The organism is Exiguobacterium sp. 9-2 (assembly GCF_036287235.1).
GTDB lineage: Bacteria > Bacillota > Bacilli > Exiguobacteriales > Exiguobacteriaceae > Exiguobacterium_A.
The window spans coordinates 251,128-264,996 of the sequence record NZ_CP142850.1 but is presented as its reverse complement, the minus strand read 5'-3'; the positions used below and the strand labels follow the sequence as shown (position 1 = coordinate 264,996).

The following is a 13,869-nucleotide window of genomic DNA, read 5'->3' as shown; positions in this document are numbered from 1 at the left end:
TTCGTATGCGAGTGGCGTTTACGGCGCTTCTTAATCATACAAATGCGAGTATACCGAATTTCGAAAGAAACTTCTATATAATTTGAAAATTTTTGTCTTCCGTGTTTATTCGACGAACGTTACGATTTCATCAAGCGGGCGACGTTGCTTATCACGTTTCGGTTCGTCTGCCCGGTAACCAAATGCGACCATGACCGGAACCGTAAAAACAGAACGATCGAGCAGTCCACGACCGACGAGTAATTGCTCGACTGCTTGTTGGTCAAACCCTTCGATTGGACAGGAGTCAATCCCGATTTGTGCTGCCGTCGACATCATGTTTCCGAGTGCAATATAGGCTTGTTTCGCTGCCCAGTCTTCCATCGCTTTCGGGTTATGACCGATCGCGAAATCCTCCTTTAAAAACAGACCGTATCGCTTCGTCCGTCCGGCTTTCGCTTCTTCAGATAAACCAAGGAAATCCATCATCTGCGTAACATGCGGTCCATCTATCTGCATTTGTTCTCCTGTCCGAGCGAGGAACAAGACGAAATGACTCGCTGTCGGTAATTGTCCTTGTGCGCCCCAAGAAATTTCTTTAAGCGCTTCACGGATTTCTGGATTTTGAATGACGAGCATGTTCCATGGCTCATAACCGAACGAGCTTGGTGACAGACGCGCCGTTTCCAAGATAAAACGGAAATCCTCTTCTGGGATCATTTGACCGTTAAATGCCTTTGTGGCATGACGAGATTGAAATGCTTCGAGAATCGCTTGTTTTTGTTGTTGTTTTTCCATAAGAAATGCCTCCTTTAAAATGATGACTGCTTTTGTTATATCAAATCCAATTTCGGACCGCCTCTGATTTGCTCAGATCAAGCTTCACGTTAGATTTAAGACGAAACGGGAAATAACAGATTAACGTTTTCTCTTTCTTTATTTCTAATTTTTTAAGAGCGTTTAAACACCGCCTTTTTTTTAGAATCCCTTCCTGTAAACTAATGGTTTCTTTGTTTTCATTTCCCGGTTAATTTGCTTTTTTACCAAAATGTTTGTTACGGTAGTACCCTGCGTGATTAGGTTTTGTTATCGGATGCACGGGGTAATGATAATGTCGTTGTCATCAATTGATACAGAACAACCATGTAAAATTCGAAAGAAGGTGTGGAACACGATGGAAAATAATCGAAAAAGTAAGATTACAAAAGTCTTTATGGTATCCGTCATTTTCTGTGTGCTCTTTACCATATGGGGAATCTTACCGGAATCCCTAATCGGTGCAGCTAGTCTCGGAAATGTCACAGCTCAAGCACAATCCTTTGTCTCTGACGGATTTGGCTGGCTTTATCTTCTCGGCATGAGTGCTTTTTTAATCATTGCTATCTTTTTAATCTTTTCCCGCTTCGGTTCCATCCGACTCGGTAAGGATTCGGACCGACCTGAATATGGTCTCATTTCTTGGTTTGCCATGCTCTTTAGTGCCGGTATGGGGATCGGTCTTGTCTTCTGGGGTGTCTCAGAGCCTTTGACGCATTTCCATACACCGCCGGTCGCAACGGATGATCCGACGGAAGCGGCACGACTCGCGATGCGCTATTCGTTCTTCCACTGGGGATTACATCCGTGGGCCTTGTATGCGATCGTCGGACTTGCCATCGCGTACTCGACATTCCGAAAAGGACGTCCTGCTACGATTGGCGACACGGTCGCTTCATTGATGAAGCCTCAGTTCGCTTCAGCCGGTAAAGGTACCGTCGAAGTACTCGCCATCGTCGCAACGGCGTTCGGTGTCGCGACGTCACTTGGTCTCGGTGCGCAACAAATCTCAGGTGGATTGAACTTCTTGACAAGTAGTATTCCGAACTCATTTGCTACACAAATGATCATTATCGTGATCGTCTCGGTCCTTTATATGATGAGTGCCGCATCTGGTCTTGATAAAGGAATCGTTCGTCTCAGTAACGCCAACATTGTTCTTGCTGTTCTATTGATGGTCGCCGTCCTTTTCCTCGGACCGTTTAGTTTCATCATGGACCTCTTCGTCCAAACGACAGGAGCTTATCTGCAAAATTTACCAGTCATGAGCTTCCGCGCATCTGCTTTTAATCCAGAGGAACGCGGCTGGATCAACGATTGGACGATCTTCTACTGGGCGTGGTGGATTTCATGGTCACCATTCGTCGGTACGTTTATTGCTCGTGTCTCGAAGGGACGAACGATTCGTGAGTTCGTCATCGGAATCATGCTCGTCCCAACGATTTTCGGATTGCTTTGGTTCTCTGTTTTTGGCGGATCAGCAATTTGGAATGAACTGTTCCAAAACGTCAATTTGATCACGACGATTAACGATAAAGGAGTCGAAACCGGCATGTTCGCTCTGTTTGAGACATTCGGTGGATTAGGCACATTCCTCAGTATCGTCGCTGTCTTCTTGATCACGACGTTCTTCATTACTTCGGCTGACTCCGCGACATATGTTCTCGGGATGCTTTCGTCTGGTGGTAGTCTCATGCCAAGCTTACGCATTAAGCTCGCTTGGGGTGTTCTCCAGTCTTCGATTGCCGCTGTCTTACTTTATGCCGGAGGATTGAGCGCCTTGCAGGCTGCTTCAGTTCTTGCCGCCTTTCCGTTCATCTTCGTCGTCGGTATGATGATTATCGCTCTATTTAAGGAGTTATCAGATGAACCTGATGCCCAAAAAGAAGTAACTGATTTGAAGCAAGATGCTTAAATTGTTTTGAACTCCTCCTTCCGTCGCATACGGAAGGAGGTCTTTTTTGTTATCCTGAATTATGCTGAACAGAAAGAAATGAGGTGACTCATGCGAAAACGTACACGTTGGCTCGTATCCCTTGGGATTCTCGCCCTAGGTAGTTGGTTTTTATATCGTGAAAATAACGTCATCGACGTCTCAGAGATCACAGTGACGTCGGGTCGCTTGCCAAAATCATTTGATGGCTATCGCGTCGTTCAAATCGCCGACTTACATGGCAAAGCGTTCGGATCGGATCAACAACGACTATTGAAAAAAATTAGTCGTAAATCACCAGATCTCGTCGTCATGACTGGCGATTTGATTGACTCGAGGCGAAACGGAGAAGAAGCTGCCCTTACACTTATGAAAGCGCTCGTCGATCGATACCCTGTCTACTTCGTCACCGGGAATCATGAAGTCCGACGAAATTTAACGATTTTACCGAAACTTGAGCAGCTCGGTGTCACCGTTCTTCGGAATGAAACGCGTGTCATCGAGTATAAAGGACAATCGATTTCGTTACTGGGTATCGATGATCCGACGACGACACATTGGCGCGAAGGACTATCAGAACCGGATGGGATTCGTCAAAGTCTCAATCAAGCACTGCAAGACGTATCGCCTGATGCGTTCCAGCTCCTGCTTGCGCATCGTCCGGAATATAAATCCTTGTATGCAGAGCGTTCCGTTGATCTCGTCTTATCCGGTCACGCCCACGGCGGACAGATCCGCTTACCTTTTACGGAAGGTCTGTATGCGCCTGGTCAAGGATTCTTTCCAACCGTGACGGCAGGCCGCTATCAGGAACAGCAGACTGAACTGATCGTCAGTCGTGGTCTCGGGAACAGCCTGTTTCCGTTTCGTCTGTTCAATCATCCAGAACTCGTCGTCTTGACGCTGAAACGACCATGAAAAAAGAACGTGTGCCGCGGCACACGTTCTTTTGTTTAGACCAACGCTTCATGTAAAGCAGTGTCAGCATTTTCCCACATCTCAGGTTTATGAGTCTGTAAGAAATCACGTAACAATTCCTTTGAACGCTCATCCATGTGATCGACGACGATCCGTCCTTTAAGGGATTTATCCATCTTATTGACGTGGTCGGCGAGAATCTTGAATCCGCGCCGTGCTTCTGCATCGACTAGCAGGTCACAAGCAGCCACACCACCGTAATAGAAGCCTTCTGGCTTACGGCCGACCGTCACCCAGACGATCCAGTACAGTTTACCGTTTGGCGTATCGGCTTTATCCGTCGTGAACTTGACGCGTTTCTCGATTGCTGCTTTTGCGTGCATCGCACCCATATCAATGTAAGCTTCGCCGTCTTCCGGAGAAATGATGACTGGTGACATACTATTTAAACTGAGTGTTCCGACACCGAATCCTCCGTGACCGTCTGTAGAGTTATCTGAAATGATATTGAAGTTAATCTTTTTTTCCATCGTGTTTTGTCCCCTTTTATTCCTGTTGCTTCTATCATACCGCATTCCGAGGTGTCTGCAACCAGTCACTCGTAACGGAGGAGCTGTAATTGTTCCTCTGTCGCTCGGCGAATCGTCGGGAGACGATAACACGTCATGGATGCAATCTCCTCGTGGGCTGGGGGATTGACCTCTTCGAGATGAAGCAAAGCACGATCAAACAGGGTTTGCGCTGCACGACCGAATAAAAAGAGACGTTCCAGCGAAGAACACCGCGACCGAATCGCACGTAACTGATGCGCCAGTTCTCGCACCTTTGCCTCAACCTCTTCTTCCATGTCGGCTGTCGGTTTTCGATTTTGAAACAACGGTTTGAAACGTACATCATCTTCAAGCAATGTCAGCATCCCGTATCGCTTCGCTTCTTTTTGATTCAGCAGTTGAGCGAGTTCTTTATCCGTTACGAGTCGACCGAACGGGATGTTCTGTTCAAAGACGATATCTGCAACCTCGAGTCCTTTAGGGCCAGACAATGGATAAGCTGTATCTTCTGGTAACGTCCGATCAAAAATCAGTAGCGTATGAATTTTTTTTCGTATGATCGCGTCCATTATGTCTCTCCTTTTCTGCCGTATGTGTATGACTACCTTCGCTTCCGACAAGAATAGCTCCTACCTTATACCCTTCTTTTTCGAAAACGATGTTCGAATTGACGAATCCCCTATCGAATGCGCTATACTGATGGCGTATCGTCATCATGCTAGAGGGGGAAATGAAGTCATGCCATATGTCACGGTTAAAATGTTATCGGGTCGTACAGTCGAACAAAAACGCGCCTTGATTGAAAAAGTCACGGAAGCGGTATCGGAAACGACAAATGCTCCAAAAGAAAACATCACGGTCTTCATCGAAGAGATGGAAAAAACAGATTATGGTCAAGCTGGCGTCATGTTTGCAGATAAATAATCAACAAGAGACGTCCGGTCGTTACCGCACGTCTCTTTTTCCCATCTACTTGATCTCCAAGGAGGAATTCTTATGACTACTGTTACTGTATTTGGCGCGACCGGTCGAACGGGTCGCCCTCTAATCGATCGTTTATTAAAAGATGGCTACGATGTCCAAGCACTCGTGCGTTCCGCGTCATCGGACTTACCAGTTCACGATCGCCTTCATATCCTGACGGGAGACGCGACAAACCCGGACGATCTTGAACAAGCACTCGCAGGAAGTACCGCTGTCTTCAGTTGTCTCGGTACCGATCAACAGCAGGTTCTCTCGACAGCAATTCCACATCTCGTCACCAAGATGAAGGAAGCAGGCATCGAACGGATCGTCTTCATTGGTACAGCAGGCATTCTCGATGCGTCAGAAGAACCTGGAAAGTATCGTTTCCAATCGAGTGAATCCCGTCGCCGCTCGACAATCGCAGCAGAGGATCACCTGAAAGCTTATTTAACTTTAAAAGATGCAGACGTCGACTTCACCGTCATCTGCCCAACACAATTGACAGAAGATAAAGCACTTGATGCTGACGACTTGTTGATTGAGACGACACGCTTCACTGCATCGACAGGACCGGTTCCCCGGGAGAACGTTGCGCAGTTCGCTTACGAAGTCTACCGTGACGGAACCCACCATCGCGTCCGTGTCGGAATTGCTTCGCACGGTGAAACGAAATAATAGACAAAAAGAGCAATGGATCTGCTGATCCATTGCTCTTTTACATGTGTAACGATTACAGCAAGACGCTGACGACGATTGACGTCAAGACGCTGACGAGAGTTGCACCATACAGTAATTTCAAACCAAAACTAGCTGCAACGCTTCCTTGGCGATCATTCAATCCTTTAACCGCACCAGCGATGATTCCGATCGACGAGAAGTTCGCGAACGAGATCAAGAAGACAGAAACGATTCCGAGTGTACGTTCCGAGAACTCTTTCGTGTACTCAGGAAGGCTTAACATCGCGACAAATTCATTCGTGATCAATTTCGTGGCCATGACACTACCGGCACTGACGGCTTCCGCCCATGGAACACCCATGATGAATGCGAATGGTGCAAAGATGTATCCGAGAATTTCTTGGAACGAGATATCGAGAACCATCAGGAAGATATCGTTGACCATTCCGATCAAAGCATTATAACCGATCAACATCGCACCAACGATGATTGCGACTTTGAATCCATCCATGATGTATTCGCCGAGCATTTCGAAGAACGTTTGCTTCTCTTCGACGATTTCAAGAATATCTTCTTCCGGGTCAACCGTGTATGGGTTGATGATTGAGACGATCATGAAACCACCGAACAAGTTCAAGACGATTGCTGTAACGACATATTTTGGTTCTACCATCGTCATGTACGCACCGACGATTGACATCGAAACCGTCGACATTGCTGATGCACACAATGTGTAAAGACGGTTTGCTGGTAATTGACCAATTTGTTTTTTTACTGTGATGAATACTTCTGATTGTCCGATCGCAGCTGAAGCAACCGCGTTGTAAGACTCGAGACGCCCCATCCCGTTGATTTTCGACAAGACGAAACCAATCCCGCGCATCAAGATCGGTAAAATCTTTGTGAATTGCAAAATTCCGATCAAGGCAGAGATGAAAACGATTGGTAGCAAGACGTTAATGAAGAACGGTTGTGCACCTTCGTTCGCTAGTCCACCAAAGACGAAATCAATCCCGATTGCCGCATAACTCAGCAGTTTTTCAAAGACTTTCGCGACGCCACGAATGACGATATATCCGAACGATGTATTGAGTAAAATGAACCCAAGTACGAGCTGAAGAACTAGCATGACCGCAAGCGGTTTCAATTTGATGCCTTTACGATTGCTGCTGACAAGGAGTGCCAAGCCGAAAACGATAGCCAGTCCGAGTAGTGCGATAAGATATTTCATGAAGTACCCCTCTATCTATTAGTTGTTTATCAGTTGTACATTCGTACGATGTCTGACGTTTAATCTCTTTCCAAGTAATAGAATAATCAATATTTCGAAGAACTACAAGAGAAAAAGTTCATTTAGTAACCGCTTTCGTTATTTTCATAGACTTTCAAGACAAACTTTTCCAAGCGTTCCCGAACATTGTCCTGACTGAGGTTTTGCCTTCCATATGCTTTCCACCCCGAATAGACGTCAATTGTTTCAGGTCCAAAATCAAAAACAGCCCGAATATCCCACGCGTGATCGTACAAACGGTTCGTCTGTTTAAGGTAACTTTTTAAAAAATGATCCGCCATCTCGACGGATTCGAGCAAGGCAAGATTCAAACGACAATGCGCAAGGTCGACTTCAATGGGACCTACACATGCATTAATCCAATCAATCGTATGACACGTTCTGTCCATTTCGTATAACACATTGACCGGATGGAAATCCCGATGAATAAATCGGATTGTTTGACTTTCGATCGGTTCGACCGCCAGTAGCTGACGCCATCTCTCCGGATGCTGCGTCCACGTCGGAACGTAACGTTCCGTCGCATACGGCTGATAGACATAAAGAGATTCTGGTACCGGTATTGTATGGATTGCCGCAAGCATCTGTGCTAGTCGTTCGACATATTGCTCATCCACCTGATCAAGCCGGATCTCTCCCGGTGAACGCGTCATATATAACCAAGGCGGTATTTCGTCCCTAACATCTGTTTGATAGTCCAACACATCTGGTGCTAAGTCACCTGCTGCTCGTAACGCAAACACCTCGTGCAAGACAAGATCAGGCTCCTCATGTAGCCAGTCCTGATTCGTATGGACGCGAAGAATTCCCTCACCGACCCGAAAAACAAGGGAGGATGTCGCACCTTTTAAGACTTCGACCTCTCCTCCCTCCTGTCCAAACTGTTGTAAGATTTTCGTAAGGACAGCGGACGATATCATGATGTCACATTACCAATCAATAACTGGTCGATTTGCATCTTCTCATTCGCATGTTCGCGCAAGTCGTGCAAAATTTCTTGCGGGAAGAACAGCTTCTCATCCGTTTGGCGTGACGTCGCGATGGCTTGAACGAGCGGTGAAACTTGCGAAATCTCTTTCATCTGCCCACCCTTCATCTGTAGCATGATCGGTTGTTTGCTGATTTCACCATTATCTCCATATAAATCGTAAGGAAGACGACTGAGTTTATCTTCTAGCAGATAATACGTCGGATTCAAGCCGATCGCGTCAAACAGCTCGCATAATTTTTCATGGACGAGTTCACGTTTTTCAGCAGGGTAATCAACATACTTGAACAACTTTCGGTCAACGAATCTTTCTGATAAATCAGAAAGGATCGGATCCTGTTCGTTCGCCCACTGCTGAAAATAGAAGTAGACGATCGTCTCATCGAGTCCAAGGAAATCACGCAACTCCATCTTCTGATCAAACAGCGGCATTAAATGAATCGGTGCAATCGCAAACGGATAACCGGAAAGGTACAGCTCCTGTGCTCGTTCGAGAATGGCTTTTAATAGGTAATCACTCGATCGTGTCACCGGATGCAGGTAGACTTGCCAATACATCTGATACCGACGCATGATGTAGTCTTCAATCGAATGCATCCCGGACTGCTTGACGACCATTTGATTCGGCGCCGGACGCAATACCCGAAGCATTCGCTCAAGATCAAATTTTCCGTAGCTGACGCCAGCAAAGTGCGCATCGCGTAATAAATAATCCATTCGATCAACGTCGAGTTGAGAGCTGATCATCGTGACGAGCAGTTGATTCGGGTGCGTTTTATTGATGATCGACGCCACTTCTTCCGCGAATCCCTCTCCCACTTGGTCGAGAACTTTCTTGATTTCCGTATTCCCGAGGATGATTCGCTCTGTCCATGTTTCATGATTGACACCAAAAACATTCTCGAATGCGTGCGAAAACGGACCATGACCGACATCGTGTAAGAGTGCCGCAGCCAGCGTCAACTCTCGGTACTGATCATCCCAATCGGCGCGACCATTGAAGACGTCGATCAGTTGGCGCGTGATCTCATAGACGCCGAGTGAATGATGGAATCGCGTGTGTTCCGCCCCATGAAACGTCAAAAAGGATGTTCCCAGTTGTTTGATTCGACGTAGTCGTTGAAACTCACGTGTACCGATCAATTGCCAAATCAACTGATCACTGACATAGATATACCGATGAACAGGATCTTTAAAGACCTTCGTTTCCTTTAATTGACCTAATGATTGATACATATGTTTCTCTCCTTTAAATCGTGTCTATGTCGTTGTTGTTCGGTTTTGTCTCCAAGGATTCCTGTCTCCTGCGGCGCTTCGCACAGAAACTTTATACACCCTGTGCTATAATGATGTCGCAAATCTACAATAAAGGAACGAGCCTATGGGAATCGAACTCTTAAAACAAGAACATTATCGTATTTTTGATCAAACGTCACTCGGAACTGCTTTTCATGCGACACAATCGTTTGCGATAGACGACACATTATGCGCTTCCGTTGCAACAGAAGGAGCTGCACTCCGCTCTTGGATTCACCACGAAACTGTCGTCCTCGGCATCCAGGATGCCCGCCTTCCTCACCTCGCAGACGGCGTAGCTGTTTTGCACGAACATGGTTTCTCGCCCGTCGTCCGTAACTCAGGCGGTCTTGCCGTCGTCCTTGACGCTGGTGTCTTGAATATTTCGCTAGTCTTACCGGAACGCGGTGGGATCGATATCGACAGTGGTTACGAAGCGATGCTTGCGCTCGTCCGTGGCATGTTCGCGCAAGAAACAGACGCGATCGTCGCCGGTGAAGTCGTTGGATCGTATTGTCCCGGTTCTTACGACCTGTCGATCGCCGGTAAAAAGTTCGCCGGTATCTCGCAGCGCCGTGTCCGCGGTGGCGTTGCCGTCCAAATCTACCTCTGTGTTAACGGAAGCGGGAGTCAGCGCGCCGCTTTAGTCCGCGACTTTTACGCGGCAGCGCTTCAAGGCGAGGCGACGAAATTCGTCTATCCAACCATTGTCCCGGAAACGATGGCTTCGCTTGAAGAATTACTCGGTACCTCATTGACGATTGAGGAATGTTTACGTCGTGCCTATGAGGCATTACTTGCGCTCGGCGCTGATTTAACACCAGCGGCTTTGACGGAACTCGAGAACGAGCGGTTCGGTGTCAACTTGAGTCGAATGCTTGATCGAAATGAAAAAGCCCTAGGTTAAGAAAGGAGAGAACGTGATGATCCGATTGATCACAGACAGTGGTGCTGATGCACCAAAAGACATGTTAGATGCTTATGATTTTACGATCATGCCGTTCGGCGTATTGATCGACGAAGACACGTTCTTCGACGGAGAATCGATATCTCCAAAACAACTGTATGATAAGATGCGCGATGGCGCAGCACCAAAGACATTCCAAGTAGAAGTCAGCCGGATGGTCGAGGTGTTCACGCGTCACTTCGAACAAGGTGATCCCTTCCTCTATCTCGCTTTTTCAAGTGAGTTATCTGGAACATACCAAACCGCGAAGATGCTCGCAGATGAACTCGCCGAAAAATATCCGAACGTCCCCTATCTCGTGCTCGATACGAAAACCGCTTCAACGGGACAAGGACTATTCGTTCTCGACGTTGCAGAGTATGCACAAACGCATTCGTTTGAAGAAACAGTGGTTTACGCTGAAGCCAAGGTGAATACGATTCGTCATCTGTTTACAGTCGAATCACTCGAATATTTGATGCGCGGTGGACGCGTTTCGCGAGCTAGCGCCTTCATTGGTGGTCTCCTATCGATCTTGCCACTGTTGACCGTCGAAGATGGGAAGCTGATTCCGAAAGAAAAAATCCGAGGTCAGAAAAAGGTCATGAACCGGATCGTCGAGTGGATGGAAGAAGCACGTCCTGCGATTGACGGACACCGAATCATGATTGGTCACGGGGATTCGATCGAACGGGCAGAACAGTTAAAACAATCGATTGAAGCACAATTCTCACCAAGCGAAGTCATCTTGACGATCGCCGGCGCAGCCATCGGTTCACATACTGGACCGGGACTCGTCGTCATTGGTTACGACCTTCCACGTTAACAGCATTCATTCTTACTTCATTTAAAACGGGACAGACTCTTAATCGAGTCTGTCCCGTTTTTTTAGGAATTATAGCCGAAGAATAGCAGTGCTACGCTTAAGCCGAGCGAGGAGACGATGAATACGATCGCCATCCCACCCATTCCAAAGACCAGCATCTTCGGTAAATCATTTCGCTTCTTTAGAAGGGCTGTCAATAACCCGACGTTGATCAAGAAGACGACAACGAACGGGAGCAACAACATCCAACGCTCTTGCAGTAACGCTAAACCATCCATGATGAGATATCCTTTCAGAAACTACTTCTACTAGTACATAGTAATGATATCAGTCTTCTGTTTTCGACGCTGCCACCGCATCATGAGAATTCAAGTTGACCGTTAACGGCTTTGCTGTTCCTTTACCAGAGAAGTTCTCGATCAACTCTTTGACATCTAATCCTGACGACGCTTTTAACGTCTCTTGCAGTGACGCCATCAAATCCGTTGCGTACCCTGTGACACGGTTCGCACCGCCACCTTCACCACTACCTGTATCGACGACCGTGATCTTATCGATGTTACCGAGTGGTGCTGCAATCTCTTTCGCGTACTCTGGCATCATCCGAATGACCATGTCAAGGATTGCTGCTTGTCCGAATTGTTCGAACGCCTGCGCGATTTTTTCTTTCGCTTCCGCTTCGGCAAGACCTTTCAAACGAATGATGTCTGCTTCTGTTTCCCCCTGTGCTCGCTCAGCGTCCGCTTTCGCAAGACCATCCAGACGAATTCGTTCTGCATCCGCTTTTGCCGATGCTTCAATCCGGTATTTCGTTGCATCTGCTTCCGCATATTGCTTCGCACGGTCCGCTTGGGCAGCTTGCTCAATCGAGTAACGATCGGCATCGGCACGTTTTTTGACTTCCGCATCGTATTGTTTCTCACGACGGAGGATTTCTCGTTCTTCGAGCTCGATTTGTTTTTGACGCTCAATGATTTTGATTTGCATCTGTTGCTCGGTGACTTCTTGTTGTGCACGTGCATTCTCAAGATCATACGCTTGGTCGGCTTTCGCCTTCGCGATATCTTGTTCGCGGCGGTAGTCTGCCATCTTCAACTGATTTTCTTTTTCCGCTTCAGCGATTTCCGTTGCACGTTCGAGTTCTGCTTTTTTCGCATCTTTTGAAGCTTCCGCTCGTTTGATGCGTGTCTCTTTTTCCGCGTCTGCTGTTGCGATGTCCGCATCACGGCGCACCTGTGCAATCCGTGGTTTACCGAGGGATTCTAAGTATCCATTTTTATCTCGGACGTCTTTGATCGTAAACGAAACGATGACGAGTCCCATCTTCGCCAGATCTTGTGATGCGACCCGCTGGACTTCTTGCGAGAACTTATCGCGGTTCTTATAAATTTCTTCGACAGTCATCGAACCGAGGATCGAACGCAAGTGCCCTTCAAGAACTTCACGCGCTTCCCCTTCGCGCTCTTCTTTTGATTTTCCGAGGAACTGCTCTGCTGCTGTTGCAATCTCAGAAATCGAGCTGCCGATCTTGATGATCGCTGTTCCGTCCGCCATGACCGGTACACCCTGCTCCGTGTACACTTCTGGTGTTGTGACTTCGAGTTTACTCGATAACAAGCTAAGTGGTGTTGCTTGTTGGAAGACAGGTAACACGAATGTTCCGCCGCCGCGAATAATCTTCACCCGGTTGCCGGACTCATCGGTATTAACGTTGCGTCCTCCAAGATAACTACCGGATACGATTAATGCTTCTTCCGGACCAACCGTTCGGTACTTCGTGATGAATAGGACAATCAATGCAACGATCAATGCGACTGCAACGATCGATACGATTAACACTGGATTCATGTAAACATCTCCTTTTTCCATTGTTGGGGGTACGTCACGACAGACGCGACGCCTTGTTTAATCTCGATAACAAGTACTTTTGTTCCTTGTGGTAAGGCAGGACCTTCAAACAGGACGGCTGACTTCGATACACGTCCTGAGACGTCATCAAGTAAAATTTCACCATATCCTTCAGTCGGAATCGGCACGATGACGGTTGCGCTACGCCCTTCTAGCATCTGTTCCGAAAATCCAAGCGACTGTTCGGCTTGTGCCATCGGAACGAACAAAAAAATATGCATCAGCGTCGTCACCAACAACGCGATGACACTGCTGATGATCAAAATCAAAATTGAACCAAGCGGACTCAGTTGTTCGAGTCCGAAGCCGATCGCTGACGTGATGATGACGAAAGATAAGATCAACGTAGGATGGAAAATTTGATCGACACCCGGAATGACGTCTGAGAATAGGATGGACACAAACACACCACAAGCAGCGGCCGCTAACGCATATAAATAAAGTGTACTAACGTCCATTTTCGTTCACCTCGATGTAAGGATGTGAACCATACAGTTCGTGATAAGCCCGCTGATACGCAGTCCGGTTTTCTTCATACAATAAACGAGCCAACTCTTTGTCTCGCTGATCAATCGCCTCTTCTTGACGACGTAAGTATTTTTTTTGCGCGGCAAAATGACGTGCTAATCTTGCCTCAATCGACGGTTCTCGTTCACGCGGCAACTCCTGTTTCATCGCTCCACTCCTTTCTGAAGTACTGGCTTTCTCCCTCTTCTACGCAAACCATCTAGAAAATGTTTCAAAATGAATTCCATTTCTTTTCCTTTCATTAA

The 13,869-nt window shown here is 47.1% G+C and carries 16 protein-coding genes; 6 read left to right on the top strand and 10 right to left on the bottom strand.

Annotated elements, in window-relative coordinates; translation table 11 throughout:
- Positions 1-105 precede the first annotated feature (105 nt).
- The gene (locus tag VJ374_RS01495; protein ID WP_290773765.1) at positions 106-777 is read right to left on the bottom strand and encodes an NAD(P)H-dependent oxidoreductase; all 672 of its coding nucleotides are present in this window, start codon (positions 775-777) and stop codon (positions 106-108) included.
- 376 nt (positions 778-1,153) lie between these two features.
- Here VJ374_RS01495 and VJ374_RS01490 point away from each other — a divergent pair, with 376 nt between their 5' ends.
- Positions 1,154-2,710 (top strand): BCCT family transporter, encoded by a 1,557-nt coding sequence (locus VJ374_RS01490; RefSeq protein ID WP_329469849.1) that lies wholly within the window; start codon positions 1,154-1,156, stop codon positions 2,708-2,710.
- A 90-nt stretch (positions 2,711-2,800) separates the two neighbouring features.
- Positions 2,801-3,646, top strand: a complete 846-nt coding sequence (locus VJ374_RS01485) for a metallophosphoesterase (RefSeq protein ID WP_329469848.1) — start codon at positions 2,801-2,803, stop codon at positions 3,644-3,646.
- 35 nt (positions 3,647-3,681) lie between these two features.
- Here the strand turns inward: VJ374_RS01485 and VJ374_RS01480 are convergent, their stop codons facing one another.
- Both VJ374_RS01480 and VJ374_RS01475 read right to left on the bottom strand, forming a co-directional pair.
- Complete coding sequence (locus VJ374_RS01480) at positions 3,682-4,176, bottom strand: YwhD family protein (protein ID WP_308102229.1); 495 nt, start codon at positions 4,174-4,176, stop codon at positions 3,682-3,684.
- Between the two features lie 65 nt (positions 4,177-4,241).
- The gene (locus tag VJ374_RS01475; protein ID WP_329469847.1) at positions 4,242-4,766 is read right to left on the bottom strand and encodes a hypothetical protein; all 525 of its coding nucleotides are present in this window, start codon (positions 4,764-4,766) and stop codon (positions 4,242-4,244) included.
- Positions 4,767-4,935: 169 nt separating this feature from the next.
- Here VJ374_RS01475 and VJ374_RS01470 point away from each other — a divergent pair, with 169 nt between their 5' ends.
- Together VJ374_RS01470 and VJ374_RS01465 are read left to right on the top strand one after the other, a co-directional pair.
- On the top strand, positions 4,936-5,121 hold the full coding sequence (locus VJ374_RS01470) for a 2-hydroxymuconate tautomerase (RefSeq protein WP_023466792.1): 186 nt from the start codon (positions 4,936-4,938) through the stop codon (positions 5,119-5,121).
- Between the two features lie 72 nt (positions 5,122-5,193).
- On the top strand, positions 5,194-5,838 hold the full coding sequence (locus tag VJ374_RS01465; protein ID WP_329469846.1) for an NAD(P)-dependent oxidoreductase: 645 nt from the start codon (positions 5,194-5,196) through the stop codon (positions 5,836-5,838).
- Positions 5,839-5,893: 55 nt separating this feature from the next.
- Here VJ374_RS01465 and VJ374_RS01460 read toward each other — a convergent pair whose 3' ends face one another.
- The 3 genes from VJ374_RS01460 to VJ374_RS01450 form a co-directional block, all read right to left on the bottom strand.
- A complete protein-coding gene (locus VJ374_RS01460; protein ID WP_035411361.1) occupies positions 5,894-7,072 on the bottom strand; it encodes a NupC/NupG family nucleoside CNT transporter in 1,179 nt (392 codons plus the stop codon).
- A 122-nt stretch (positions 7,073-7,194) separates the two neighbouring features.
- Positions 7,195-8,052: a phosphotransferase family protein gene (locus VJ374_RS01455; protein ID WP_329469845.1), complete on the bottom strand. Its 858-nt coding sequence runs from the start codon at positions 8,050-8,052 to the stop codon at positions 7,195-7,197.
- The gene (locus VJ374_RS01450) at positions 8,049-9,356 is read right to left on the bottom strand and encodes an HD domain-containing protein (protein WP_308102231.1); all 1,308 of its coding nucleotides are present in this window, start codon (positions 9,354-9,356) and stop codon (positions 8,049-8,051) included. The genes VJ374_RS01455 and VJ374_RS01450 overlap by 4 nt, the downstream gene beginning before the upstream one ends.
- A 145-nt stretch (positions 9,357-9,501) precedes the next feature.
- Here VJ374_RS01450 and VJ374_RS01445 point away from each other — a divergent pair, with 145 nt between their 5' ends.
- The gene (locus VJ374_RS01445) at positions 9,502-10,323 is read left to right on the top strand and encodes an octanoyl-[GcvH]:protein N-octanoyltransferase (RefSeq protein ID WP_329469843.1); all 822 of its coding nucleotides are present in this window, start codon (positions 9,502-9,504) and stop codon (positions 10,321-10,323) included.
- A gap of 16 nt (positions 10,324-10,339) precedes the next feature.
- Positions 10,340-11,188, top strand: coding sequence for a DegV family protein (locus VJ374_RS01440; protein ID WP_056064391.1), 849 nt, complete (start codon positions 10,340-10,342; stop codon positions 11,186-11,188).
- 62 nt (positions 11,189-11,250) lie between these two features.
- Here VJ374_RS01440 and VJ374_RS01435 read toward each other — a convergent pair whose 3' ends face one another.
- From VJ374_RS01435 to VJ374_RS01420, 4 genes are read right to left on the bottom strand one after another with little or no spacing between them, the layout of a single operon-like run.
- A complete protein-coding gene (locus tag VJ374_RS01435) occupies positions 11,251-11,466 on the bottom strand; it encodes a hypothetical protein (RefSeq protein ID WP_290773752.1) in 216 nt (71 codons plus the stop codon).
- A 49-nt stretch (positions 11,467-11,515) separates the two neighbouring features.
- Entirely contained in the window at positions 11,516-13,036 is a 1,521-nt protein-coding gene (locus tag VJ374_RS01430) for a flotillin lipid rafts scaffold protein FloT (RefSeq protein ID WP_029343201.1), read from the bottom strand.
- Positions 13,033-13,554: an NfeD family membrane protein gene (locus VJ374_RS01425; protein ID WP_035411376.1), complete on the bottom strand. Its 522-nt coding sequence runs from the start codon at positions 13,552-13,554 to the stop codon at positions 13,033-13,035. The genes VJ374_RS01430 and VJ374_RS01425 overlap by 4 nt, the downstream gene beginning before the upstream one ends.
- Positions 13,544-13,771 carry a hypothetical protein gene (locus VJ374_RS01420; RefSeq protein ID WP_035411379.1) on the bottom strand — a complete coding sequence of 76 codons (228 nt, stop codon included), beginning with the start codon at positions 13,769-13,771 and terminating at the stop codon, positions 13,544-13,546. The genes VJ374_RS01425 and VJ374_RS01420 overlap by 11 nt, the downstream gene beginning before the upstream one ends.
- Positions 13,772-13,869 lie beyond the last annotated feature (98 nt).